The organism is Microcystis sp. Msp_OC_L_20101000_S702, from assembly GCF_007095705.1.
GTDB classification, from domain to species: domain Bacteria; phylum Cyanobacteriota; class Cyanobacteriia; order Cyanobacteriales; family Microcystaceae; genus Microcystis; species Microcystis ichthyoblabe_A.
Window position 1 is genome coordinate 1 of the sequence record NZ_SFBO01000114.1, and the last position, 25,237, is coordinate 25,237.

At 43.8% G+C, this 25,237-nt stretch carries 23 protein-coding genes, 1 tRNA gene and 1 pseudogene; 14 read left to right on the forward strand and 11 right to left on the reverse strand.

Translation table 11 applies throughout. The annotated features are described in order from the left end of the window. Window positions 1–147: 147 nt before the first annotated feature. The 3 genes from modB to EWV60_RS12165 all read right to left on the reverse strand — a co-directional run bounded on the left by modB (window position 148) and on the right by EWV60_RS12165 (window position 4,475). Window positions 148–1,986, reverse strand: a complete 1,839-nt coding sequence (gene modB / locus EWV60_RS12155) for a molybdate ABC transporter permease subunit (RefSeq protein ID WP_287232499.1) — start codon at window positions 1,984–1,986, stop codon at window positions 148–150. Window positions 1,987–1,989: 3 nt separating this feature from the next. Continuing rightward, a complete protein-coding gene (modA, locus tag EWV60_RS12160) occupies window positions 1,990–2,787 on the reverse strand; it encodes a molybdate ABC transporter substrate-binding protein (protein WP_287232501.1) in 798 nt (265 codons plus the stop codon). A 743-nt stretch (window positions 2,788–3,530) separates the two neighbouring features. Beyond that, window positions 3,531–4,475 (reverse strand): hypothetical protein, encoded by a 945-nt coding sequence (locus EWV60_RS12165; RefSeq protein ID WP_036401735.1) that lies wholly within the window; start codon window positions 4,473–4,475, stop codon window positions 3,531–3,533. 189 nt (window positions 4,476–4,664) lie between these two features. Between EWV60_RS12165 and EWV60_RS12170 the strand changes: the two genes are divergently transcribed. Then, on the forward strand, window positions 4,665–5,621 hold the full coding sequence (locus tag EWV60_RS12170; RefSeq protein ID WP_002732381.1) for a glycosyltransferase family 2 protein: 957 nt from the start codon (window positions 4,665–4,667) through the stop codon (window positions 5,619–5,621). 70 nt (window positions 5,622–5,691) lie between these two features. Here the strand turns inward: EWV60_RS12170 and EWV60_RS12175 are convergent, their stop codons facing one another. Continuing rightward, the gene (locus EWV60_RS12175) at window positions 5,692–6,885 is read right to left on the reverse strand and encodes a glycosyltransferase family 2 protein (RefSeq protein ID WP_287232505.1); all 1,194 of its coding nucleotides are present in this window, start codon (window positions 6,883–6,885) and stop codon (window positions 5,692–5,694) included. Between the two features lie 9 nt (window positions 6,886–6,894). Then, window positions 6,895–7,830: a glycosyltransferase gene (locus EWV60_RS12180; protein ID WP_287232507.1), complete on the reverse strand. Its 936-nt coding sequence runs from the start codon at window positions 7,828–7,830 to the stop codon at window positions 6,895–6,897. Window positions 7,831–8,146: 316 nt separating this feature from the next. Here EWV60_RS12180 and EWV60_RS12185 point away from each other — a divergent pair, with 316 nt between their 5' ends. From EWV60_RS12185 to EWV60_RS12200, 4 genes are all read left to right on the forward strand, one after another. After that, window positions 8,147–9,163: an Npun_R2821/Npun_R2822 family protein gene (locus tag EWV60_RS12185; protein WP_287232509.1), complete on the forward strand. Its 1,017-nt coding sequence runs from the start codon at window positions 8,147–8,149 to the stop codon at window positions 9,161–9,163. A gap of 17 nt (window positions 9,164–9,180) precedes the next feature. Next, window positions 9,181–10,131: a glycosyltransferase family 10 domain-containing protein gene (locus tag EWV60_RS12190; protein ID WP_130757218.1), complete on the forward strand. Its 951-nt coding sequence runs from the start codon at window positions 9,181–9,183 to the stop codon at window positions 10,129–10,131. 190 nt (window positions 10,132–10,321) lie between these two features. After that, complete coding sequence (locus tag EWV60_RS12195) at window positions 10,322–11,467, forward strand: glycosyltransferase (RefSeq protein ID WP_103112228.1); 1,146 nt, start codon at window positions 10,322–10,324, stop codon at window positions 11,465–11,467. Window positions 11,468–11,737: 270 nt separating this feature from the next. After that, window positions 11,738–12,496, forward strand: coding sequence for a Uma2 family endonuclease (locus tag EWV60_RS12200; protein WP_287232511.1), 759 nt, complete (start codon window positions 11,738–11,740; stop codon window positions 12,494–12,496). Between the two features lie 229 nt (window positions 12,497–12,725). Here EWV60_RS12200 and EWV60_RS12205 read toward each other — a convergent pair. After that, a tRNA-Leu gene (locus EWV60_RS12205) sits at window positions 12,726–12,806 on the reverse strand. A 73-nt stretch (window positions 12,807–12,879) separates the two neighbouring features. On the opposite strand from EWV60_RS12205, the gene lgt reads away from it, so the two are divergent. Beyond that, window positions 12,880–13,731: a prolipoprotein diacylglyceryl transferase gene (gene lgt, locus EWV60_RS12210; RefSeq protein WP_016516117.1), complete on the forward strand. Its 852-nt coding sequence runs from the start codon at window positions 12,880–12,882 to the stop codon at window positions 13,729–13,731. Between the two features lie 12 nt (window positions 13,732–13,743). Next, complete coding sequence (locus EWV60_RS12215) at window positions 13,744–14,694, forward strand: branched-chain amino acid ABC transporter permease (RefSeq protein ID WP_002745784.1); 951 nt, start codon at window positions 13,744–13,746, stop codon at window positions 14,692–14,694. A gap of 6 nt (window positions 14,695–14,700) precedes the next feature. Here the strand turns inward: EWV60_RS12215 and EWV60_RS12220 are convergent, their stop codons facing one another. The 3 genes from EWV60_RS12220 to EWV60_RS12230 form a co-directional block, all read right to left on the reverse strand. Beyond that, window positions 14,701–15,699 carry a Gfo/Idh/MocA family protein gene (locus tag EWV60_RS12220; RefSeq protein WP_002774905.1) on the reverse strand — a complete coding sequence of 333 codons (999 nt, stop codon included), beginning with the start codon at window positions 15,697–15,699 and terminating at the stop codon, window positions 14,701–14,703. A 264-nt stretch (window positions 15,700–15,963) separates the two neighbouring features. After that, entirely contained in the window at window positions 15,964–16,239 is a 276-nt protein-coding gene (locus EWV60_RS12225; protein WP_002733655.1) for a hypothetical protein, read from the reverse strand. A 376-nt stretch (window positions 16,240–16,615) separates the two neighbouring features. Next, window positions 16,616–17,176 carry a DciA family protein gene (locus tag EWV60_RS12230; protein ID WP_002794184.1) on the reverse strand — a complete coding sequence of 187 codons (561 nt, stop codon included), beginning with the start codon at window positions 17,174–17,176 and terminating at the stop codon, window positions 16,616–16,618. A gap of 217 nt (window positions 17,177–17,393) precedes the next feature. Between EWV60_RS12230 and EWV60_RS12235 the strand changes: the two genes are divergently transcribed. The 7 genes from EWV60_RS12235 to EWV60_RS12265 all read left to right on the forward strand — a co-directional run bounded on the left by EWV60_RS12235 (window position 17,394) and on the right by EWV60_RS12265 (window position 23,961). Further along, window positions 17,394–18,284 carry a hypothetical protein gene (locus EWV60_RS12235; RefSeq protein ID WP_287232516.1) on the forward strand — a complete coding sequence of 297 codons (891 nt, stop codon included), beginning with the start codon at window positions 17,394–17,396 and terminating at the stop codon, window positions 18,282–18,284. 22 nt (window positions 18,285–18,306) lie between these two features. Next, window positions 18,307–18,963 (forward strand): PspA/IM30 family protein, encoded by a 657-nt coding sequence (locus tag EWV60_RS12240; protein WP_287232517.1) that lies wholly within the window; start codon window positions 18,307–18,309, stop codon window positions 18,961–18,963. A gap of 233 nt (window positions 18,964–19,196) precedes the next feature. Beyond that, the gene (locus tag EWV60_RS12245; protein WP_287232519.1) at window positions 19,197–19,970 is read left to right on the forward strand and encodes a PspA/IM30 family protein; all 774 of its coding nucleotides are present in this window, start codon (window positions 19,197–19,199) and stop codon (window positions 19,968–19,970) included. Window positions 19,971–20,076: 106 nt separating this feature from the next. Then, window positions 20,077–20,628: a PspA/IM30 family protein gene (locus EWV60_RS12250; protein ID WP_287232520.1), complete on the forward strand. Its 552-nt coding sequence runs from the start codon at window positions 20,077–20,079 to the stop codon at window positions 20,626–20,628. Between the two features lie 355 nt (window positions 20,629–20,983). Then, entirely contained in the window at window positions 20,984–22,132 is a 1,149-nt protein-coding gene (locus EWV60_RS12255; protein ID WP_287232522.1) for a Re/Si-specific NAD(P)(+) transhydrogenase subunit alpha, read from the forward strand. A gap of 126 nt (window positions 22,133–22,258) precedes the next feature. Further along, window positions 22,259–22,555, forward strand: coding sequence for an NAD(P) transhydrogenase subunit alpha part 2 (locus EWV60_RS12260; RefSeq protein ID WP_002733247.1), 297 nt, complete (start codon window positions 22,259–22,261; stop codon window positions 22,553–22,555). Then, window positions 22,552–23,961 (forward strand): NAD(P)(+) transhydrogenase (Re/Si-specific) subunit beta, encoded by a 1,410-nt coding sequence (locus tag EWV60_RS12265; protein WP_002774886.1) that lies wholly within the window; start codon window positions 22,552–22,554, stop codon window positions 23,959–23,961. The genes EWV60_RS12260 and EWV60_RS12265 overlap by 4 nt, the downstream gene beginning before the upstream one ends. A gap of 59 nt (window positions 23,962–24,020) precedes the next feature. On the opposite strand, the gene EWV60_RS12270 is transcribed toward EWV60_RS12265, so the two are convergent. Beyond that, window positions 24,021–24,260 carry a hypothetical protein gene (locus EWV60_RS12270; RefSeq protein ID WP_193979215.1) on the reverse strand — a complete coding sequence of 80 codons (240 nt, stop codon included), beginning with the start codon at window positions 24,258–24,260 and terminating at the stop codon, window positions 24,021–24,023. Window positions 24,261–24,705: 445 nt separating this feature from the next. Beyond that, window positions 24,706–25,026, reverse strand: a pseudogene (locus EWV60_RS12275) (RNA-guided endonuclease TnpB family protein); the annotation flags it as partial. Window positions 25,027–25,237 lie beyond the last annotated feature (211 nt).

The window sequence follows — 25,237 nt, forward strand, 5'->3', positions numbered from 1 at the left end:
CCTTGATAAGGGGGGTGCCGATCCCCCCTGCCCCCCTTGATAAGGGGGGTGCCGATCCCCCCTGCCCCCCTTGATAAGGGGGGTGCCGATCCCCCCTGCCCCCCTTGATAAGGGGGGTGTTTGACAACTTAGCATCAAAATCTCTGTTTATTTTAATAATAATAAACGCTGGGGAGATAAAGTAACAGTCCAAGGCAAAGCTTGCTCCTTAATTTCTAACCATTTATCCTTATATAACTCTGCTTGGATATGAAAATCGCGGTCGTGGTTGGAGGGTTGATTAAGTTTCAGATAGAGAGTCACTCGATGGGGTCCTTCAATGGCATTAGCTAACCAACAGGGAAAAGTATTAATATCGCTTAAATCTCGACCAAAAATAATTTGATGGGCGCGAATTCCCGTATAGGCTAAATAGTCGGGAATTCCGGGGACGGTGTGTAATTTAACATCCCAATCAATGGCTTCTAATTGTTGATTATTAATAATTACAGCACGGGAAAAATTCTTACAGCCGGTAATCTTGGACAAACTAACGCTATCTGGTCGCTCAAAAATTTTCTGTTTAGAATTATTAGCAATTGCCCGCCCTTTTTCCATAACTAATAAATTCTCACATATTCGATAGGCTTCATCCATATTATGAGTAACAAAAATTGTTACGCCATCGTAATTACTTAAAGTTTTGATCATCTGACGTTCTAATTGAGCGCGTAGATGGGTATCAAGGGCAGAAAAAGGCTCATCTAATAATAAAGCTTCTGGACGACTAGCTAAAGCGCGAGCGATGGCGACCCGTTGCTGTTGTCCCCCCGATAATTGATGGGGATAACGGTTTTCCATGCCGGGTAACTGCACTAATTCCAATTGGTTGGCAATCTGCTGTTTAATAACTTTTTTAGATAAGTTTTTCGAGAGACCAAAAGCGATATTTTCTGCTACAGTGAGATGGGGAAAAAGGGCATAATTCTGCACCACAAAACCGATGCGACGCTGACGACTGGGGAGATTAATTCCCTTTTCCGAATCGAAGAGAATGCGACCATTTAAGACAATACGGCCCCTTGAGGGCGTTTCCACACCAGCCAGCGATCGCAAAATCAGGCTTTTTCCCGACCCCGAAGCCCCTAATAGTCCTAATGGCTGATTTTGGCAGTTAAAAGTGACTGAGAGGTTAAAACCGGGTAAATATTTCTCTATATCGACAAATAAGCCTATTTTATCTCTATAATGATTATTTTCAGCTTCTAAAAGGGCAAAATCGCGACCCTCCCAGGGTGGCAGCCAGTCTTCCATCTCGTTAGGTTTGCTTTCTCCCGGTCGTCCTAATTGCTGTTTGCGTTGACTTTGCCAGAGATTAACGGCGATAATACTCGATAGGGAGATTAATATGATAATAAATACCCATATCCAAGCCTCGGTCATCTCTCCTGCTTCCACAGCGAAGAAAATGGCCATCGGGATAGTTTGAGTTTGCCCCGGAATATTACCGGCTAACATCAAAGTAGCCCCAAATTCCCCCAAAGCGCGGGCAAAAGCTAGGGTTAATCCTGCTAATACCCCAGGGAAGGAGAGGGGCAAAAGTAGGCGCCAGAATATTTTCCCTTCCGATGCCCCTAGGGTGCGGGCAACCTGTAAAAGACTGGCATCCACCTGTTCAAAAGCGCCGAGGGTGGTTTTGTACATCAGGGGAAAAGCCACCACCGTCGCGGTGATAACGGCGGCATACCAAGTAAAAACGATGCGAAAGTTAAATAGGTCTAATAACTGTCCTAAGGATCCGTTTTTGCCGAATAGGAGCAGTAAAATGAAGCCTAGCACCGTCGGGGGCAAGATTAGGGGTGCGACGAAAACTGCCTCGATTAGGGATTTCCACCGTCCACGATAGCCTAACATCCAATAAGCGGCGGCAACACCGAGAAAAAAGATGATTATCAGGGCAATGGTGGCGGTTTTCAGGGATATCCATAGGGGGGAAAAGTCTGGCATTGTTTATCTGGCTATTCCGAAGCCGAATTTTTCAAAAATGTTTTTAGCGGCTGCCCTGGTGAGATATTGGGCGAAAGTCTTGGCAGCTTGCGGGTTTTTACTGGCTTTAATCACAGCTATGGGATAAATAATCGGAGAATGGAGATTATTGGCAGCCGTAGCCACTACTTTTACCCGGTCGGAAATTTTGGCATCGGTGATGTAAACAATGCCAGCATCGGCGTTACCAGTCTCTACGGCGGCGAGAACATGACGGACGGAGTTGGAAAAGACCAGTTTTGGTCTTATTTGCTCTAAAATGCCGAGATTTTTCAGAACTTCTTCACTGTACTGACCGACAGGAACGCTGCGCGGTTCACCCACGGCAATTCTTTTGACATTACTGTTAGTCAGGGAACGAAAATCGCTGATTTTTAGGGCGGAATTCTTGGGAACGATTAAAACTAGGCGATTAGTGAGCAGGTTTCTTCTGGTAGTTGTATCGATTAAACCAGCTTTTGCTAAAGCGTCCATTTGCTTAGTGGCAGCCGAGAGGAAAACATCGGCCGGCGCACCTTGTGTAATTTGCTGTTGCAAAGCTCCCGACGCACCGAAGTTATAATTAACTTTAATGTGGCCATGGGCTTTTTCAAACCCCGGCTTGATTTCTTCTAGGGCCTCTTTGAGACTAGCGGCGGCAGAAATTAGAATTGTCTGGGTTTGCGCGGTGGCGATAGTACAGGAAAAAAAGTTTATACCCAGAGATAATAAGCAACTAAGGACAATTGAGCCGATAAAAGCCAGAAAATATCGTCTTTTCATCAAGATTGATAGCAAGCGATCGATATTTATATTTCTATCACAACCAATCCACCGCCCGAAATCTCTATCTAGGGTTTGCGGCAAAAAGTTTTCCGTGGAGCGTGGGGTGTGGGAAGTCAGGATAAGTAGGATTGGCTGAATATCCAGCAATTCTCATTTTGAAATAAATAGAGCATTAACCCCGATTTTGGAAGGCAAAATATAGTAGAAAGTGACTATTTTTCAGGGACAGGCGATCACAAAAAAAACAACTGGTGGGACAAATTAATTATAAATACTCAAGCAATCAAAGGGATTGGCTGAGAACGAACGGGGTTAATTCAGGAAGATAGTTCTGTTTTTAGAATAGGGAATTCAAGGGAAATAAAAATTTATAATTAAGTAGTCGTGCAAAATAAATTTCCTAGTGAAGAAAGGCAAAAGGCAAAAGGCAAGGGGGGGTTAGATGTGTGTAATTAATTTTGCTTAGGTACTTATTGTCAGCTAAGGTAAAATGGGTGACAGCACGTCAAATTATTCGGCTCTTCGTTACTTGTTATGGTTCGATAGGGGGGCATAAATCGACTAAATCCTTATCTGGCAAGAGACTTAATTGATTAGTTCCCTCTAGATAAAAAACAATTGACAAAAATCGCTAAATGCCTTTCTCTATAAGAGTTTCATTCCTTATAACCCTGTACATTGCATCAGACAAACCGAAGAAACGCAATTTAATGTTCTGATAGCCTTGGGATGATTCAGAGCTAAACCCACAGGTCAAAAATTAAATCATAAAATCCCGCTTGTTTGGCTGGAAAATCGCCCCTTTCTATCCTAGCAATAATTGATGGTAAAGCTGCGATGAAAGCAGGGCTTCTCTCTTTCGGGTGTAGACTCCAAGCTCTAGGGTTGGTGAGGTTAATCCTCAGATAATCCGTCTGTTTGAGCTTCTCAGAAACCATAATTTCCCAAGAATCTAATTTTCCCTTTCCAGTCCAGATATTTAGGGCTGTTTTCATCCCTTCTGGCCAATTTTTTACAAACTGCTGCCGATATTCATTATACCAGATGATAGGCAGGGGTAATAACTCATCAAACCGGTTACATTTGAGCAAATATAGGCGACTTCCAAAATATTTAAATTCATAAAAACCTTGAGGATTTAATTTGCCCGTATCTGATTCACAAAACTTACCATCAGAGGTGGGCGGTCCTGTCATAGGACGGACAAACATAATCCGAGGATTTGCTTCCATCAGATCAATTCCTTCAGCAATCCATTTGTAGCCTGGCTCTTGGTACATCATCATATCGCTATCAAAATGCAGCAGATAGTCACTCTGACATTCTTCTATCTTAAAAATCGAGCCAAGGATCGGATAGCCTTTATAGTTATGAGTAGGTTTTATGGCACTGCCGAAATGTTTTAGATATAATCGTTCTTGATACCTGGAATCGTAATTAAAATCTACAATCCGGTCAACCACACCCTTGTGCAGCAAAGTTTGTGCACATTGGCGTAAGTCTTCCATCGTACCAATACCAGGACGATCAACTTTTTCCCCACTTAAAGCAGCCGTGTCTATGGCTAACACTTTTTCTTGAAAGGGAAAATTACACATCTTAACTATATGGGGGATAGTAAGCATCATAAATGGTAAGTCAGTCCGCGCTACAAAAAACCAAAGCGAACAAGTAGGAGATGCCATTAATCTTGCCTCTAACCATTTAGATACGGGACGGGGCTTATTATAACATCTTCACAGCTTTTTTACCCCTTTTGGCAGTTTAAACCCCACCCCAGTTCCTAGTCTTATAGAGTTAGTTGACAAGACTGGGATTTGTGAGGTAATTTTTTAGAAGATGCCCAACTGGGACGATTGATCTCTAAGTATTTTATGACTTTCCCCTTTGTCTCAATTATTATTCCTGTTTTTAATGATGTAGAGGGTCTGAAAACTTGCCTAGAAGCTCTTGAGCGACAAATATATCCTACGGACGATTGGGAGATCGTTGTTGTCGATAACGGGCCCGATGATAGCATTAAAGATTGCGTGGCTCGATTTCCTCGAGCCTCTTATCTGGTAGAAACCATCCCCACGCAATTTGCTGCCCGCAACACGGGGATTAGGGAATGCCGGGGTGAAATCATTGCTTTTACTGATGCTGACTGCCTTCCCGATGCCCACTGGCTGAGAGAGGGGGTAGAGGATTTGGTCAATACTCCTAATTGTGGTTTGGTTGCAGGTCATATTGAGGTTTTTCCCGAAATCGAAGGCAAAGCCAACGCGGTTGAGCTTTTTGAGATGATTACAGCTTTACCCCAAGAAGAATTAGTTACGAAGATGAAATTTGGCGCAACTGCTAATATTTTTACTTTTAAACAGATTTTTGAAACCGTAGGATTTTTCAATCTCTCTCTTCCCTCGGGAGGAGATTTAGAATGGGGACGGCGAGTTAGTAGCGCAGGTTATCAAGTAGTTTATGCCCCAAAAGCCCTAGTCAAACATCCTGCTCGCAAAACTTGGCCTTCCTTAAGGTCTAGAACCATAAGGGTCATGGGGGGATTGCATCAGATCAATTTAATCAGTTACCCCCATCGGTCTAATTTAAACCGTTTCCGGGGCTTAATCGGTGATATTTGGCGAGATTGGCCTAACCTGAACGATCTTCTGGCTATCTACAAAGATGCCAGAATTCCCAACCAAAGCGATCGGATCAAGGTGGTCTTGGTTACTTTAGCGGTAAAGTGGACGAGGATTTCTGAGAAAGTTAGGCTGTTTTTAGGGGGAGGATTAAAGACGGACTACAATAGAGATTTACAAGCAGTGGGTATTAAGTCAGAAAATATTTGATCTATAGGGGTTTTCCCTCGCCTGAAGTCAGTTCTTATACCCTCTCTTTAGGAATCGGCAGAGGAGTTGTTTACGTCTTATTTAGGTTTGCCAGAGCTGATAACTTTTGCTTAATTTTAATCAGGATAGTTTTTATTTTACTCTTGAATAGATTAGAATTTTTGGTAGATCTTTGAATTTGCGTGATTAAATTTTCTGCTATCTTAATCCTCAACAACTTGGCCGTATCTTCAGAGATTTTATTTTCTAGGTAACTTAGCGCATTGCCTAAGGCATCATCTTGAAAATCTGGACAAAAAATGTTAGGGTTTCCTTGCACTCGACTGACGAAAATGATCCCCTTAATATAGGCAGTTGCTAGAGTTTCTAAATCTAAATCAGATGGCACAAAGTATTGCAAGATATCTTGGAGAGTCTCCTCACCTTCTGCCGCCGCTAAGGCGACACCATAGTTAAAAAAAACGGCTCGATTACGGAGTTGATTGTAGTAAGAAATATCAATGGGGGGATGGACGTTTTCTAGCTGAATCAGGCGCGGATCTTCCTTGGTTAAGCAATCCAAAACCTGTAATATCCCTTTTAAGACCCTGAGTCCTTGCCGACTATGAGAGCTACAATTCTGACGGTATTGAGCTAAAAAATCAGGTATATGCAGCAATTTCTGACGGGATCTGGCGAAGCGAATCCAGATATCCCAGTCTTCACCCCCCGCAGTACCATCGAAATTGAACCAGCCTACTTTTTGCAGAGACTGGGAGCGGATCATAATGCCCGCAATCCCCCCCCAAGTATTGTGTTCCAGAATATTGGGCCAGCTAGGAACTTCACTTTGATCGAGCTGGCCTAGTATAGTCTGGCCATCTTCCGCCATCATCCAAACGTTAGAGGCCACAGCGGCTGCTTCAGGGTTTTTGCTTAAGCTTTCTACACACTTGGCCATCATTGACGGAGCGAGCAGATCATCGGCATCTAAAGTGATTAGAAATTCGCCCCTGATCAAAGCGCTGCCGTTTTTCCTGGCCGCTACTTGCCCCTGTTGTTCTTGATATAAATACTTAATCCGCTGGGGATATTTCTGGGTATATTCTTGGGCTACCTGATGGGTGTTGTCGGTGGAGCCATCATTGACAATAATTATCTCATAGTTTTGATAAGATTGTCTCAAAACAGATTCCACTGCTTGAGCAAGTAAGTGTCCATGCTGATAACAGGGAATTAATACGGAAACTTTGCCGAGCTCAAAAATGGGATCGTTCTCTAGCATATCTTGCACTCATAGGGGTTTATTCTCGGGTTTGCCTAATAAACCTTTGAGTTTTTTACTTAGCCTACTTTTCCAAGTGCGGAAAATTGTGGTCAGGTGATCGCGGATCACATATTGCCAGCGCCAAGGCCAAGATAAATTTTTCAGCCTGTACTTAAGAAACAGATCGCGATTGGGCATATTTGGCCCGTGACCAAAGCCTGCCCAGTGGGTATATAGTATTCTTTTCCCATTTACCTTGTGAGTATTATCGGCAAACTCTATCTTGAATTTTGCCCACTCGGAGCCTAGATCGGGGATAGCCTCAGTAATGGCTTGGGTTTTCAGCCCCTTAATATCCACACAGTAGTTGACAAAAGGCTGGACAATACAATTATCAGCAAAATGCTGTCTGATTGTGGCTGCTTGTTCAGCCAACTCTTGAATATCATCTAGGCTAAAAGCTCCCCGGGAAGATATAAAAGAGCCTGCGTTGAAACCATTTGCCCTATGCTCTCGGATCATTTTATCTCTAAACTCCCCCTCTTTATAGACCTGATCGAATATACCCCTATAGTAGTACATAAATTCTAATTCAGAGTTGATATAGGTTCGGAACAGCTCTTGCAAGCTATCTAAAACAATAATGTCAGAATCTAGAAAGATAAAATGCTCTAGGGGTCCCCAGAAGATGGAAAAAATACGAAATCTGTGATTATGTATATCCTCGATACCCCTTACTTTTGCTCCCACTCCATCTAATAGCTCCAAGTTTATATCGCGATAAAAATTGAAATTGTATTTCTGAGAAATTTTACTTAGTTGGGATATATTATCATTAAAAGGTATAACATATAGAGGGCATTCAGGCTCATAGGCCCTGAGACTTTCTAAGAAAGGAATCATCCATTCCAAAACCTGATCATTAGCTAAACAGTATATACCTACTTTTCCAAGCGTCTTCATGGGTTAAGATTTATCAACGAGTTTCCGCTATTCTACTCAGGGAAACTTTTCTTGTCAATCTCAGGGAAAAGGAAAATCCTCAACGCTTACGGTCAAGTAAATTGTGGCCAGGGCTACAAGTCCGTCAAGATACAACAATTTCACCGCCAAGGATAAAGTTAGTATTTTGTTCCTTTCCTGTTCCCTCCTTTCAAGCCACGAGGACTCTAAGGACAGGCAATATCTCAACCTAATTCGTTGCTAGGTCTTGCCGGAGCCGGTCTCTAAATCGGTTAACTGTGATATAAATATTTTTAGATGGGAGCAGTAGAAACTTATGAGCAACGGAATCTGTACTTTGGCTAACGATCGGGTTTACGATCAGCTAGTGGCTCTGCTGAATAGCATTGAGGCGAATGGGGGAAAAGACTTACCAGTTTGTGTCTACCCCTACGATGACCAAACCGAGGAAATTGCCAAGTTAATCGCTCAACGCCCCCAAGTTGAACTGTATCGCGAGCGGGAGTCGATGGAGAGGTGGGATAATTTTGCCAAAGCAGCCTGGGATTCCCATCCTACAGCCCGCATCAGGTGGCAGCAAGCGGGAAGCAATGGCTATCATCGTTTTGGTACCCATCGTCGCTACTGTGCCTTTGACGGCCCCTTTGACCGATTTGTCTATATGGACGCGGATACCTTACTTTTGTCTCCCATAGACTATTTCTGGGAAAAGCTAGACGATTATGATTGTGTTGTCTACGATTATCAGTATAAAGATCCCTCCCACGTCTATGAAGTTAGTTCGCCAAAGTTACTGAAAATATTCTCCGAAGAACGGATCAAAAAAGAGATTTTCTGTTCAGGAATCTATGCTTCTAAAAAAAACTTATTTGAGGAAGAAAAGAGAAATTGGATTCTGGAACAATTGCGTTCAGGAGAGTCAGAGATTATCTATCCCATGGCAGTGGATCAACCTCTTCTAAACTACATGATGATGAGAACAGGTACTTCTATATACAATTATGCTTTGAATACTCCTCCAGAAAAGAGAGTAGGTAACTGCGTTACCGATCCCAAATTTGTCGAAAAAGATAATTTATTGTATGATAAAGGATATAGGTTAATTTACCTTCATTATATTGGGATTTCAAGCAGTTTCTTTACTAGATGTTGCCAGGGAGAAAATATAGATTTTCCCTATCGCAGTTTATTTTTATATTATCGCTATCTCTACGAACCTGAAAATTATCCTCAATTTAAATCCAGTCCTGTCTGGTACAATCAACCTAAAAGTTTAGGAAAAAGAATGAAGGAAAAATTACAGAGAATAGCCCGTAGAGTTTTTTCTAACTAATAATAAGGGGTTAACTTGTGACAGAAAAAATAGTAGGTATGATCAGCAGCTATCCCAATTTAAATCAGGGAGATTGGCTATGGAAACAAACTCCTTATCCCATGGGAGTTTGGGGTAATATTTCCATGCAAGCTAACGCTCCTGAGCCAGATTACTTGTTACTTTATCAGTTTGATTTTCCGGAACCAAAGAAAGAGCAAGGCGGCTGGAAAAATTGGCTCAAAAAACCAGCAAAGCCACAGCAGGCACTTCCATCTATTTTGGGGAGAGTTCCCAAGGAACGCATTATCTATCTCTTAAGAGAACCGCCCTTACCAGAAGTGTTATCGACCAATCTGGAAAATTACCGCATCGCCAGCGAGTATTGTGGCTATGTATCAGGTCCGGATGATTACGCGCCTCAACCATACTATATGCCTGCCGACTGGCACATAAGCAACAGCTTTCGGGATCTGGCCGATTTGCCCTGTCCGGAAAAAATTCGCCTCTGCTCTTGGATTACCTCTGGAACTACCCGCACAGCCAATCATCGCCACCGTTTGTCCTTTATGCAGCTAATCAAAGATAACGAACTTCCTTTCGATTTTTATGGGCGAGGTTTGCCAGACTGGACGGGTTCGAGAGGCTCGGTACAAAATAAATGGAATGTCCTAGCTCCCTACTACTACAATCTGGCCATAGAAAACTACGCACAGAGTAGGTGGTATATCAGCGAAAAGCTCTGGGATCCGCTATTAGCTTGGTGTCTACCTATTTATTACGGTGGAGCGGATGCAGAGAAACTATTGCCACCGAAAAGTTTCTTACGCCTGCCCAGTTTGGATCAAAAAGGAGTTGATTATTTGCGAGAGGTCACTTCTAGTTTGGATGCTTGGCACGAAGCGAAAGAAGCGATTGCCGAAGCGAGACAAGTTATCCTGTACGAGCTGAATCTACTTAACTGGCTCTCTAATTTCGTGGTATCCTAAATGCCAATGGTTCTCTTCGGTTTTGTTGGCAAATTGTTCTATATGATGCCTATTAGCCGCAACTATGAATGCTCCTAAATCAGGACGAAAACTGGGACGGTAGGGACAGAAGGTGTTTTCCTGAGTACAGGATAAACAAGAGAGCCAACCAATTTTTAAAACAACTCTTTCCTATATTGATGGTTAAAAAATGCTGAAAAAAACTATTGGAGTCTATATGCCCTATTTTATGGGAGGAGGTGCTGAATCTGTGGCTCTCTGGATACTAGAAGCCTTAAAAGAAAAATATGACTTAACTCTTTTTACCCTTTACTATCCAGACTGGGAAAAGCTAAATAAGTTGTATGAAACATCCCTCACTCCCAAAGAAGTTAAAGTTGTTTCTGTATTACCAAAAAGTTGGCAAGACATCTCAGAGTTTCTCATCAGTAATAATCCTCATTTTCGGCAGATATCCATTCATTTAAGCCTGCGTTATTTAAAAGAAAGAGCCAAAAATTATTCCTTGGTGCTATCAGCTTGTAATGCGGCCGATCTAGGCGTACCAGGAATCCAATATATCCATTGGGTTAAAGTCCTTGAAGGTGGTAAAATACACCAGAATATGCCCTACCTAAATATCTCCAATTTTTCTGTAGATAACCTCAAAAAGAATCTGTCTATTTCTAACTCTTTTGATGTAGCCAAAGCAGTCAAAGAAGTTTACGGGCTTGATAGTACCGTTATCTATCCCCCAGTGGTCATTCCCGTTAAGGATATTGCTCGGGAGCAAAAAGAGAATGCTTTTGTAATTAGCGGTAGGTTAACAGTAGATAAAAGTCCAGATTTCGGCATTAAAGTCTTAAAAGCAGTGCGGGAGAGAGGATTTTCCATCAAACTCCATATAACTGGGGGAGCTGGGGGAGCTTTTAATAAAAAGTATCAACACTATATTGAACAATTGGTAGCAGAAAATTCCGACTGGATTCAACTGTATAAGGATCTTCCCTATGCAGATTATTGTAATATACTGTACAAATGTAGGTATGGTATCCATCCCAAGAAAGACCAGTTTGGTATCTCCGTAGCCGAAATGGTGAGAGCAGATATCATTCCCTTTGTACAGAAAATAGGAGGTCAAACTGAAATCGTCGGTAAGCACAATACAGAATTGCAATTTAACAGTATGGAAGAAGCAGTAGAAAAGATTATTGCAGTAATTAGTAATGAAAAGAAACAGGAAGAGCTTTTAATGTCCCTCTCCCATCAAAAGTCTCTTTTTTCATCAGAGAAATTTCAAAGGGAAATCAGTCAATTTGTAGATAATTATTTCTCTGACAACGTTTCCGAAACCTAGGCAAGAGATTCTAACGCTTGCACATACTATGTGGCTACATCATCCCGAGTCCACAGGCGGGGAGCATCTGACTTGTGCAACAAGTATTAATGCTTATGGCTGTCAAAAACTATAAAACCTTGAACTTTAAACCCCAACTAAGTTGAGACCCGTAGTTTTTCGTCCTCTATTTTAAGATGAGTTTTACTCCATAAGTGATCGGCCAAAACGAGAGGCGCGCTATATTGATCACTATTCTAAAATGGAAGCAGGGGATTTTTGCTTGAATCTATGACTGTAACACTGCTCGCACCACCGGCTGAAATAATTCACCTGTCCGGGATTAGCTGGAAAACCTACGAAACGCTGCTCGCAGAAATGAGCGATCGCCGTCTCCGGCTGACCTACAATCGTGGCAATTTAGAAATCATTGCTCCTTCGACCGGACACGAATTTAGTAAAACCCTCATCGGTCGCTTTGTCGAAACCCTAGCGGAAGAATCGCTAGTCCCGATTTATCCCCTCGGTTCTACCACCTTTAAACGCCCTCAATTAAGCGGTGCAGAACCCGATGAATGTTTTTATATTGATAATATTGAGGCGGTTCGGGGGAAAAAGCGACTGGACTTAAATGAAGACCCAGCGCCGGATTTAGTCATAGAAATTGATGTCACCAGCAGTTCTCAAAATCGCCTTCAGGTTTATGCAGATCTAGGCGTGGCAGAGGTTTGGGTTTATAATGGGGAATCTCTGGTTATCCAACAATTACAAAATGGCAGTTATATCACCTCCCCAACCAGTCAATTTTTTATAAATATTCCTATTTCAGAGATTGCTATATTTTTACAACAAGCTGAGACATTGGATTACCTAGAGTTAGTAAAAGCATTTGGGACTTGCGCTTTGATAATGTACCTTTGGGCGAACGCAGTTCGCCCCTACATTGTGGACAAAATCGGTTACTGTAGGGGCGCAAAGCTTGCGCCCTCCGATCGATCAGGTTTGCTGATCGATCGGAGGGCGAGAGCCTTCGAGAGCCCCCGCAGCTAAGGGACTTGCGCTTTGATAATATGCCATCTGGCTGGTCTGATTCTTCTACAGAGCGATTTTCTGGCTGGGATATTATTCCCACGCAAGTCCCTTTCGGAATTGGGTAAGAAGTCAGTTGAAAAAATAAATCTGAACTGGAGTCTCAAAAATGGGAACTAACAACTTTTCCCTTTTGGGTCGTTGGTCGTCAATACCAAATCAGGTTACACCTCATCGACCCAAAGGTTAATGCGGATGGAGGGACTCGAACCCACACATCAAAGACACTAGAACCTAAATCTAGCGCGTCTACCAATTCCGCCACATCCGCAAATATGTCACCTTATTCCATCATAGCATAAGATACTATAGGAAAGATAAAATTTTTTATTCTTAATAATTTTATGCTCTTAGGTTTTGTCTTTCAGTCTCCCGGCCCGATTCTCTGGGAGATTGGACCGATTTCGGTGCGCTGGTATGGATTTCTCATCGCTATGGCGGTATTATTGGGTGTCACCCTCTCCCAGTACCTAGCTCAAAAAAGAGCGATCGATCCCGATTTAATCGCTGATTTGGCCATTTGGTTAGTAGTGGGGGCCATACCTGCAGCCCGTTTGTACTATGTTCTCTTTCAGTGGCAAGAATACGCGCAAAATCCTGCCGATATTATCGCCATTTGGAAGGGAGGTATCGCTATTCACGGGGCAATTATCGGGGGTTTGCTGGCAGCCCTAATCTTTGCTCGCATTAATCGGGTTTCTCTTTGGCAATTACTCGATCTGGTGGCCCCTTCCGTCATTCTCGGTCAAGCGATTGGACGTTGGGGTAACTTTTTTAATTCGGAAGCTTTTGGCAGTCCGACTAATTTACCTTGGAGGTTGTTTATTCCTCCCGCTAGTCGTCCTTTAAAATATATCACCGTCGATTATTTTCACCCCACCTTTCTCTACGAATCTATCTGGAATCTGGGAGTTTTTGCCCTACTCATCTATCTATTTTTCTGGGGTTTAAAACACCCTAGTAAATTAAAAATTGGCACCCTTACCCTAGTCTATTTTATCGCCTACAGTCTTGGTAGATTCTGGATCGAAGGACTACGCACCGATAGTTTAATGTTTGGGCTTTTGAAAATGGCGCAAATAATTAGTTTAGGAGCGATCGCTGTTGGTCTTTTCGGTTTATTCTGGTTATATAAACTCCAGCGTCCTTTACCGGATGTGGTGGCGACCGTCAGTTATAATCAAAAGTTACCCTAGCTAACCCTGACAATGGATCTAGTAACAATTTTTCAACAGGTTTTAAACGGTTTATCGATCGGTAGTGTCTATGCTATTTTTGCCCTTGGTTACACTTTGATTTTTTCCATTTTAGGGATTATCAATTTTGCCCATGGCGCAATTTTTACCCTCGGTGCCTATTTTACCTACGCTCTAACGGGGGGAGTTTTCGGTTTTAATGGTTTATTAGCTAATGCCAAATTGCCCTTTTCCTTACCCTTTTTTTTAGCACTTTTCCTAGGCTGTATCCTTTCAGGGTTCACCTCGGTTCTTCTGGAAAGATTAGCCTTCAAACCCCTCCGGGTAAGGGGTTCCGATTCTCTCTTAACTCTGGTTTCTAGTCTAGGGGCAGCCGTGGTAATTGTCAATGTTATTCAATACTTATTCGGAGCAGAAATTTATACTTTTCCCGATGATATTTATGGCAATCTTCCCCCCGCAATTAATTTTGGTACAGCCGATCGCCCCGTGGCAATTCGCACAATTCAGATTATTATTTTTCTGGTTTCAGCAGTTATGGTGGCTTTACTAACTTATTGGGTTAATTTTACCAAAATGGGCAAAGCTTTACAAGCAGTAGCTGAAGATGTCACCACGGCCAGTTTGTTGGGGATCAATCCCGAAAAATTTATCGTGATTACTTTTTTTATTAGTGGTGCCTTGGCAGGTTTAGCAGGAACTTTAGTCGGTTCTAGTGTTAGTATTGCCGGTCCATATTTCGGTATTGCTTTCGGATTAAAAGGTTTAGGAGTGATTGTTTTAGGGGGATTGGGAAGTATCCCCGGAGCAGTAATCGGTGGTTTATTATTGGGTATTGCCGAAGCTTTTGTTCCCGCAGAATATTCCGGTTATCGAGAGGCGATCGCTTTTGCTATTCTCTTTATTATGTTGTTAGTTCGTCCCCAGGGTTTACTAGGCAGAAAGTTAATTCAAAAAGTCTAAGTCGGTTTAATTGTCCGCGAGAAAAACTGTTTTTCCTGACAAAGAAGATTGATAGGCAGCGTAGGCCACTTCTAGGGCATAAAGACTGGCTTGGGGAGTAACATAAAGAGGAACCTGATCGAACAGATAATCTAGCACCATGGCGGTATCTTTAGCAAAAAGACCACGACGGGTTTCCACTTCTAAAACTTGGCTACCTTCACTATTAATTAACTGCCCTTTTTCCCCTTCAAAAATTAAGCTGCCCCCCTCACCATGAATAGTGAAAGTTCGCTCATTTTGCCAAAAAACTTCGCCTTTGCCGTAGGTAACTTCGGCAATTAAGCCATTTTTAAATAATAACTGTGCCTCACACAAACAGGCCAGAAAATAATCGGATTCCGGGGCATTCCAATAACGACAATGACAGGATACGGACTCCACTTCCCCAAATAAATTAGTAAAGCGATGGATACGAGAAAGGGCAGCGATCAAAGGAAACCCGAATAAATCCCGATGAAATGTCCAGCGCCGGGGTGCTGGTCTGCCGGGGGCGATTGTGGTATAACGGGCTAGGTGGATATTGCCGAGGCTGTCTAAATACTGCTGTTGGGTTTGATGCAGTCCCCCCAAAAGTTCAATATGTTCGACGTGCAGTAATTTGTTCTCGGTTTCGGCTAGGGTGATTAATTCTGCTGCCGCTGCCGGGTGAAAAGCCAGAGGATACTCGACGATAACGTGCTTACCAGATTTTAAGGCAGTACGGGCGATCGAGGCATGGGCCTGATTAACGTTGGCAATGACAATCAGATCGAGATCAGGATGACTGGCCAGGCTTATTGCCGAATCTAGGGCAGAAATTTGGTATTTTTGCGAGAAATTAACGATCGATTCGGGACTATTACCGCTAAAATACAGAAGCTGGGCGCGATCGTCGGCTTGCAAGCTTTCAGCGCGACGTTGAGCGGCGAACCCTGTGCCAACTATACCAATTTTTAAGGGACGATGAGAAGTCATCAGGGGCATTCTGGCGACATTAATTATCGGGAAGTGGGGTGTGGGGTGTGGGGTGTGGGGAGATCGGGGAATTTCAACTAATACCCCAAAACCCTAAAACCCCAACTCTCAACTCCTGAATACTTTCTACAGCAATTCTGCTTTTCCCAGCTTTATCTTAGCAATCAACTCATCTATTATCTCAAAAATAGCGCCCTGAAAGATGTGGGAGGGTGAATTCATATTTTTAATGGGCAACGCCAATTTTTTGCTCCCGTTTAGGCCCTAGATATTCTAAACCGCCATCGGTTGTCGGGGAGCATGACGACTAGGGGAAACCACTACGGGAGTGGGCGACACTGCACAGGTTAATTCTAGAGACTGTTCTAAACTAACCACCCGATTGAGTTCTTGCCATTCAGTGCCAAAAGGAGGCATCGCTAGAGCGCAGGCTTTCCAATGAGCTTCGACGGGAACATCTAGTTGTTGACAAGTGCCACCGCGCCGACCTTGGGTTTGATAGTATCGGCAGTATCGACAGGAAGAAGTAAGAAAGTTTGCGGCTTGCATGGGTTGGCTTTAAAAGGAAGATGATTATAAAGAACTCAAGGGATGACTCTCTTTTCGCTCTGTGTAATATTGTCCTACCCCGTGCCAAGGGTATTTTCCTGACTAGCATAGCTAGGACTGATACGCCATATAGTTTTTAGTGATCCCCAAAAAAAATTTTGTTTTTAGAATCTTTTAATAGTTACTTTGCAAAAAGCAGCACTGTCTCAAAACAGAGGAGTTTAACTCAGTTGTGGCCGAGGTTATTGGGTCTAGTATCAGCAATAACAGAACGGGGATCAAGCCTTAGCCGAATAGAATTGATGAATACAGGTTCAATTAAGACAGAAAAGATAGGCCTATTGATTCCCGACTCAAAAGCACTCTTTCCACAATACTATAAAAAAATTGAATCTTTTACCCCGCCCGACTGGGCAAAACAAAAAGCACAACATTGCCAACGCTCAAGCTCTCCAGAGGGACTGGGAGACTGACAACGAGGACAAATCGGCCAAGATCGGGTTCTATGAACTATTTTCTGGCTCCAACTCTCTAAACCGTCCAGTTGCCGGGGATTTTCTGGCGGTTTTTCCGGGGTGACATAACTAGGATGATCTCTCAGGGATTTAGGTGCGATCGCTTCTGGAGGAATTAACTGACTATCTTGCTGCCAACGGGCAGCAGAAAAGCGGATATCGCCCAAGGGAGTCTCTAACTGACTATTAAGCCGTTTTAATAAGCTATAGCGTTGTAAAGACAATTCCTGTGCTAAAGCGGCGCTACTGGTAGCCACCGATAAAACCCCGCGATTGAGGGAAAAAGGCCGAGTTTGCTCCAACAGACGGGGATTAATAATTTTTGGCCATAATTGCAGCACTTGCTCATAGTGGCGATATTCTTCCCAACCCGCCTGTTGAGTAATAACCGCTAAAATTTTGTCAAGAGAATGTAAAGACATCTGGAAAATCTAGAGAGTACCACGTTAGACTAGGACGAAAAAAACCCTAAGTAGCTGGTTATAATTAAATTAAAAATGGATTTTAGGTTCGATCCCCCCTGCCCCCCTTGATAAGGGGGGTGCCGATCCCCCCTTAGTCCCCCCTTGATAAGGGGGGTTTCTGATAATTTTTAACGCCTACCTACTTAACTTTTCAGCATAACCCTATAATACCGTCATGAAATCCGATCGACCCCCATCCTCCCAAGATTTGCCCCTCTCGATCGTCCATCAACCCAGTTCAGCCATTGATCCCGCTCAGGAACCAGAATACCTAGAAGCTACTGTCATTAACGTCTATCCCCCAGCTAAAGATGTCTTTTTTACCCCTTGGGGCATCCGGGCAATGGTGATCTTTTTAATTGCTAATAGTCTCCTCAGTCTCAATCAATGGTTAACCAACACCACCCCGAGGAAAGCTGAGACTTCGCTGCTGGGTCAGCACAAAAATAACTCCCGCCACCTCGATCGATTGATAGCGATCGCTCGTCCAGTAGAGAAAACTCCTCAAACCAGTCCGATCGCTAATATTCCCGCTCCTCCCGTTAAAACTAGCCCGATCGCTAACATTCCCGCTCCACCAGTGGTTCAGAGTCCCCCCACCGCCATCAATCTGACTAATACCCTCTTACCGCCGAATCCGCCACCGTCCCTCATACCAGCCCATCCATTACCCGTCAGTAAGATCCAGCAATCTTTACCCGTCGCCCCCCCGGACCCCAATACCCCGCCCGTATCTTCCCTCGTTTCCCCACCACCGCCACCACCGCCCCAAGTCACCCCCGCCCCCTCGACTGCGATTATTAACGAACGAATGTTAGAGGAATTGCGCCAAAGGGAAGAATCACCCGCTAATTTACCCTTTTTTCAACGGGAAAAAGCCCGTCGTCTGGCTAATCAAAACCCACAGGATGCCACGGAGTTAATGAAACAGTTACCGCCAGAATTACAAGCATCCCCTTCTCCCTCTCCCAGTAGTCTGGCACCCCCAGAAACAGCCGATCCCTCCCAGTCCCCCGTCCCTAGTTCTATCATTATTGATAGGAGCGGCACTTCGGTAAACTATTAGGGTTGGTATCGGGAGGACGGTAATGGGTTTGTTTGAGCGCATGGGCCAAGCAATTCGCGCCCAAGTCAATAGTCTGATTCAGGAAAATCAAGATCCGGAAAAACTGCTGGAAAAAGCGATCTTGGCGATGGAAGGGGAATTGATCCAAATGCGACAAGCCCTAGCGGCAGCCGTCGCTACCCAGAAACGCACCGAGCGCCAACGACAACAAGAGGAAAAAGCCGCCCAAACTTGGCACGAACGCGCCCAATTAGCCCTACATCACGGTAACGAACAACTCGCCCGTCAAGCTCTCAGCCAATGGCAAACCTATCAAAGTCAGATCGCCCCCCTACAAACCTCCCTGCAACAACAGACGGCTATTATACAAAAGTTAAAGAAAGAACTCTTGACAATTGAACGCAAATATGCTGAGATGAAAGCACAGAAAAGCCTTTATCTGGCCAGATTGCGATCAGCGAGTGCCAGTCAAAAAGCCCAAGAAATTATGGGCAGTTTGAACAGCAGTCAGATGGGTACTATTTTCGAGAAATTAGAAGCAAAAGTCCTAGAAGCCGAATCCCAAGCCGATTTAATCGGGTATAAAGACCCCTTAGAGCGACAATTCCAAGATTTAGAGGGACAAAAACAAATTGAAGCGGAATTACTCAAGTTAAAACAAGAAAACTTGGATGAGTGATGTGGTAAGTGGGGAGATGGGAGATGGGAGAACACTTCCTGTGCGTTGCGGGCAAGATGGGGAAATATCAACTCAAACCCCAAAACCCTAATACTCTAATACCCTAAATGCCCCAAACCCTATCGCCTATCCTAGCTCTCGTGGTTTATATTGGATAATAAGCCGTTAGGCAAGATAGGAAATTTTAAGAACAGTTAACTGATTTAGTACACACCGAGAGGAACAAGAGCGTCATGGGTTTATTCGATCGCCTTAGCCGAGTTGTCCGAGCTAACCTCAATGATATGGTGAGCAAGGCTGAAGATCCAGAAAAAATGCTGGAGCAAGCTGTCAGTGATATGCAAGAGGATCTAGTACAGGTACGTCAAGCGGTCGCTAGAGCGATCGCTGAACAACGACAAACGGAACAAAAATACAGCAAAGACCAGTCAGAAGCCAATAAATGGGAACAAAGAGCCAAATTAGCCCTTTCTAAAGGGGATGAAACTCTCGCTCGGGAAGCTCTTAAACGCAAGAAAGATTTCACGGAAACCGCCGCCATTCTCAAAAATCAACTGGATCAGCAAACGGTACAGGTAGATAGTCTGAGAAAAAACTTGATCGCGCTCGAAAGTAAGATTTCTGAGGCAAAAACCAAGAAAAATATGTTAGTAGCTCGCTCCAGAGCCGCAAAAGCTAACGAAGAAATCCAAAAAACCCTCGGCAGTATCGATACCAGTAGTTCCATGTCCGCTTTTGAGCGCATGGAAGAAAAAGTTATGCAGATAGAAGCCCGTAGTCAAGCGATCGGTGAAATCACTGGTAGCGACATGGAACGTCAATTCATTGCCCTAGAATCGGGTAGCGATGTGGAGGATGAATTAGCAATGCTGAAAGCACAAATGTCCGGGGGAGCATTACCCGGTACAGCTTCTAGTCAACCCACTTTACCCCAAGCAACCACCGTCAGGGATTCGGCAGTGGATGCGGAATTAGAGGAATTGCGATCGAAGTTAAAAGAACTGTAAAACTTTGAGAGCGTCGAGACGTACTATCTATGGTACGTCTCTATTTATTAATTTTGTTGTTGAGATAGGGAATATTAATTGCTAGTCATAATTAACCATCACTATTATGCGGCATGATTTATCTAATTTACGTTCCTCAATTATCGAAGTAATTGCCTTACAAAAAAGAGCCGAACAACAGTACAACCAAGCACAAGCTGAGGTTTTAAAATGGGAAGAAAGAGTTAAACTCGCTCTAGATAAAGGTGATGAGTCTTTGGCACAAGAAGCTAATATCAAGAAAAAACATCACATTAATACCGCAAATATTATTAAAAATCAACTGGAAAAACTGAATATCCAAGTTGATAAACTGAAAGAAAAATTGCCAATTTTAGCAAGAAAGATTAACGAAAAAAGGATCGGCAGTATAGATACTATTTACCCTTCAGCTTTTGAGCGCATGGAAGCAAAATTTATGCAGTCAGAAGCCAGTAGTCAAGCTGACGGTGAATTGGTTGACATCGATTCACTAGAAGCGAGTAGCGATGTGGATGATGAATTAGCACTGCTAAAAGCACAAATGTTACTGGGTAAAACTGCCTATCCACCTACCGTCAGGGATTCAGCAGTAGATGCAGAATTAGAGCAATTGCGATCAAAGTTAAAAAAACTCTAAAACTTTGAGATTGTCGAGACGTATTACAGCCCGTCTCATCAATATGAAGTATAACCTAAATTGGTATCTACGACTGAAAACTGACTACTGTTAAACTTTCCAGCGTTTCCCAGAACAAAAACTTTGTACCTCATCATTATAAAAAAATTCCCAAACAATGCCGCTCAAAACCCTTTAATTCTGAAGATAATCCTAAGATTCAGCCCGAAAAAGAGCCAGAAAGGTGAGGATAACTAGGATGGAAGTGAAAAGCAATTTTGACTCGAAATTATCCCAAGGGATCGATCGCATTTAACGAAACCCTTACCCCAACAGCATAAGACAAGAGAAGGACTTATTAAGGAGAAACCCAGCCATGAAAATCGGCGTAATCAAAGAAAGTGACCAAGGCGAGGCGCGGGTGGCGCTAGTGCCGGATACCGTCGCCCGTTTAGTCAAGGCGGGATTTGAGGTAATTGTCCAAAATGGGGCGGGAATTAGTGCCAACTTTGCCGATAGTGCCTATAGTGCCGTGGGAGCCGCCCTGAGCGAAAATGGCGAATATATCTATGAAACTGCCGATATTATTCTCAAAGTCGTCCCTCCTAGCGATAGCGAGATCGATCGCCTGAAAGGTGGCGGTATCCTCATCGGCTTTCTCGATCCCCTGCGTCAACCCCGGCGCATTGCCAAATTAGCCGAGCGCGGGATCACCGCTTTGAGCATGGAATTAATTCCCCGCAGTAGTCGCGCCCAGAGTATGGATGCCCTCTCCTCTCAGGCTAACCTCGCCGGTTACAAAGCGGTACTCCTCGCCGCCGTTGAGCTGCCGAAAATGTTCCCGATGATGACTACCGCCGCCGGTACGATCGCCCCCGCCAAAGTGCTGGTATTGGGGGCAGGAGTTGCCGGATTGCAAGCTTGCGCTACCGCCCGCCGTTTGGGGGCAGTGGTGGAGGCTTTTGATATTCGTCCTCAAGTCAAAGAAGAAGTACAGAGTGTCGGGGCGAAATTTATTGAAATGCCCCTAGAAGAAGATACCGTCGCCGATAACGGTTACGCCAAAGAGGTTTCTCTTAGCACACAGGAGCGCATTTGTCAAGCCCTAACGGAACCAATTAAGCGGGCTGATGTGGTGATCACCACGGCCCAAGTACCGGGGAAACAAGCTCCGCTGCTCGTCACCAAAGAAATGATCGCCACCATGAAAGCGGGGTCGGTAATCGTTGATTTAGCGGCGGAACAGGGCGGAAATTGCGCCTACACCCAACCGGGACGAGAAATCATTGTTAATGGGGTAAAAATCGTCGGAGCCGTTAATCTTCCAGCTACAGTGGCCACCAATGCCAGCCAGATGTACGCCAAAAACCTGCAAATGCTGCTACAGCTTCTAGTCAGCAAAGACGGCAGTTTAAACCTCGATTTTGCCGATGACATCATTGATAGTGCCTGTGTCACCCACGCTGGCGAAATCCGCAACCAACGCATTAAATCCGCCCTCAGTGAACAGTTATCCGCTTTTTAGCTATCAGGATTCAGGAGGCAAAAGGCAAAAGGCAAAAGGCAGAAGGCGCAGCTTTGTTCTCCCCACACCCCACTCCCCACTCCCCACACCCCACTCCCCACACCCTATCCCCTATTTCTTTAACCAATGACTGCCCAACTTTTAACCGCTTTAGTGGTATTTGTCCTCGCTTCCTTTGTCGGTTTCGAGGTGATCAATAAAGTTCCTCCCACTCTCCATACACCCCTGATGTCGGGAGCCAATGCAATTTCAGGTATCGCCGTTGTCGGTGCGCTCCTCATCGCCGGAGGCACGGATTGGCACGAATTAACCGTAATTTTAGGGTTAATTGCCGTTATTTTGGCGATGGTTAACGTGGTCGGTGGTTTTGTCGTTACCGATCGAATGCTGCAAATGTTCAAGAAAAAAGAGGCTAAATCATGAATAATGCCCTGATCACAGGGATCGAGTTATCCTATCTACTCGCCGCCATTTTATTTATCATCGGTCTTAAACAATTATCTTCCCCCGCTACCGCCCGTCAAGGCAATTTTCTGGCTGCCATCGGGATGCTAATCGCCGTTATTGCCACCTTAATCAATCAAGAAATCCTCAGCTATGGTTTAATCGCCGTGGCGTTGGTGATTGGTTCAATTATCGGCTTAGTTTCGGCGCAAAAAGTCCCGATGACAGCTATGCCCCAAATGGTGGCGATTTTTAACGGTTTAGGCGGTGCTGCCAGTGCTTTAATTGCCATGGGCGAATACTGGCGTTTACTGCAAAGTGGTGAAAATATTGCCTTTGACTCGATACTGATCGCTATTTTGGGTATATTGATCGGTGGTGTCACTTTTACCGGTAGTGTCCTCGCTTTTGCCAAATTACAGGAATTAATCAGTGGCGCGCCCGTAACTTTTCCTTTCCAGCAACCCTTTAACATTCTCTTACTACTCACCTTTTTAGGGGGTAGTGTCTATCTCTTTTTTGATCCCACCTCGATCGATGTTTTCCTGACTTTGGTGGGACTTTCCCTAATTTTCGGGGCTTTATTCGTGCTTCCCATCGGCGGCGGCGATATGCCCGTGGTTATCTCCCTCTTAAACTCTTTTTCGGGACTTGCCGCCAGCGTAGTCGGTTTTATCCTGATGAATAGTATGTTGATCATCGCCGGTGCTTTGGTGGGTGCGTCGGGGATTATCCTAACTCAGATCATGTGTAAGGCCATGAATAGATCCCTGGCTAGTGTACTATTTGGGGCATTTGGTACAGGTGCTAGTGCTGGAGGCGAAGCGAGCGCCACTTCTAGCCTTGATAAATCGGTTCATGCGATCGATTCAGAAGAAGGGGCAATGATGCTCGGTTATGCGCGTTCTGTGGTGATTGTACCAGGTTACGGCATGGCAGTGGCCCAAGCACAACACGCGGTGCGAGAATTGGCTGAACAGTTGGAAAAAAATGGCGTTGAGGTTAAATATGCTATTCACCCCGTGGCGGGAAGAATGCCAGGACACATGAATGTATTATTGGCCGAAGCTAATGTTCCCTATCCGCAGCTCTACGATATGGATGATATTAATCCTGAGTTTGAGCGCGTCGATGTGGCGTTAATTATTGGGGCGAATGATGTGGTTAATCCCGCTGCCCGTCATGATAAAGCTAGTCCGATTTATGGAATGCCGATTCTGGACGTGGATAAGGCACAGCACACGATCGTGATTAAGCGCAGTATGCGATCGGGTTTTGCCGGGGTAGAAAATGAATTATTCTACAATCCTAAAACTTTTATGCTCTTTGGTAGCGCTCAAGATGTGGTAGCACAATTAGTATCACAAGTCAAGGATTTGTCATAATTCTTAACAAATAGGACGGGGTTTTCACCCCGTCTTTTTTTTATCTGATTTTTCAGAGTTTAAAGATAATCAAGAACTAATTCCCCTTTGCTCACTTTTTCGGTAATTAAAGTTCTGACTAACTCTAATTCTTGTAGGGTCACTTTACCATCAGACCTCATAGCTAGAGCAATTCTTTCCCTTTCCCCTTGAGTGATCACGCCATCAACACTAGCCTGTTCGATAATAGCGCGCAACTTTTCTAGTTCCTGATGTTCTTCGGCGGTTAATTCTGCTTGATTAGGACGAGATATTTCCATAAAAATTTCTCCTTGAGGGATCAACACAAACTTGGTAATTTTTTCTAAGTAGTGGAAACTATGGCAGTTATCCCCAGTCAGCATCAGGAATTAGGGACGATGCCTAATCAGTTTACGCTTCATATTTGCTCGGAAACCCTCTCAACAAATACGTTTGTATTAAGAAACATTAATAAAGCTGAGAGCCTTGACTATTGCCTCTGGGTTATTCCCTTGCCTCACGGTTAACTTTAATTTTGTTCGACCACTTAGAGTTGGCGAATACATTATAGCAGTTATCTTAATGGTGAGAGAAACGCTGTAGTATAACTTTGTGTCTTTGTGCTTGACGAAAAAAGCTGTCTTGTCCGCTCCAGAAACTAGGTTAATTCAATCTAATTCTACCTGCAAGGCTCGCAATTTCGCCTCTAGCATTTGCTCTCGTTGTTCAGCAGTTTCTGCCCGTTACGGAATGGGAATGTTTTTTAAACTTAGGGTAGCCTTTCTTTACTTTAACTTTATTTTGGCAATTATCGTAAAACCGAGTAATTGCCCGCAAGGTTCTTTCTACAGCAGTCTGGCAAGCATGGGAGTTTAAATCATCAACAAATTTAAACTCTTTTCTTAATGCTGTGTTGTACCGAAATAACTCTGTTTTGCCAACACCAGGATTATCCATCCAATAACTCAGGACTTTATTCCGAACAAATTGGGTTGTCCGTATTGCCTCATTAATGGCTTCTATCTGATTAGGTTTTGGCTTAACTTTGTATTCTAGTACAAACATTTTGACAATGCTTGACCAAGTATCAACATCGTAGCACAAAATTCTTTAAGTTGACAATACATATTTATTTAAAGCCGCCCGACCCTACACTAAAGGCTATCCATTAGTCACATCTTTCTTAACATAAAATTTGACAAAAAGAGAAAAGTGTGCAAGATGGCTCAAGGGGGTTCTATGGGGGGACTAATTTGATGAGATAGTTTCCAAGTCT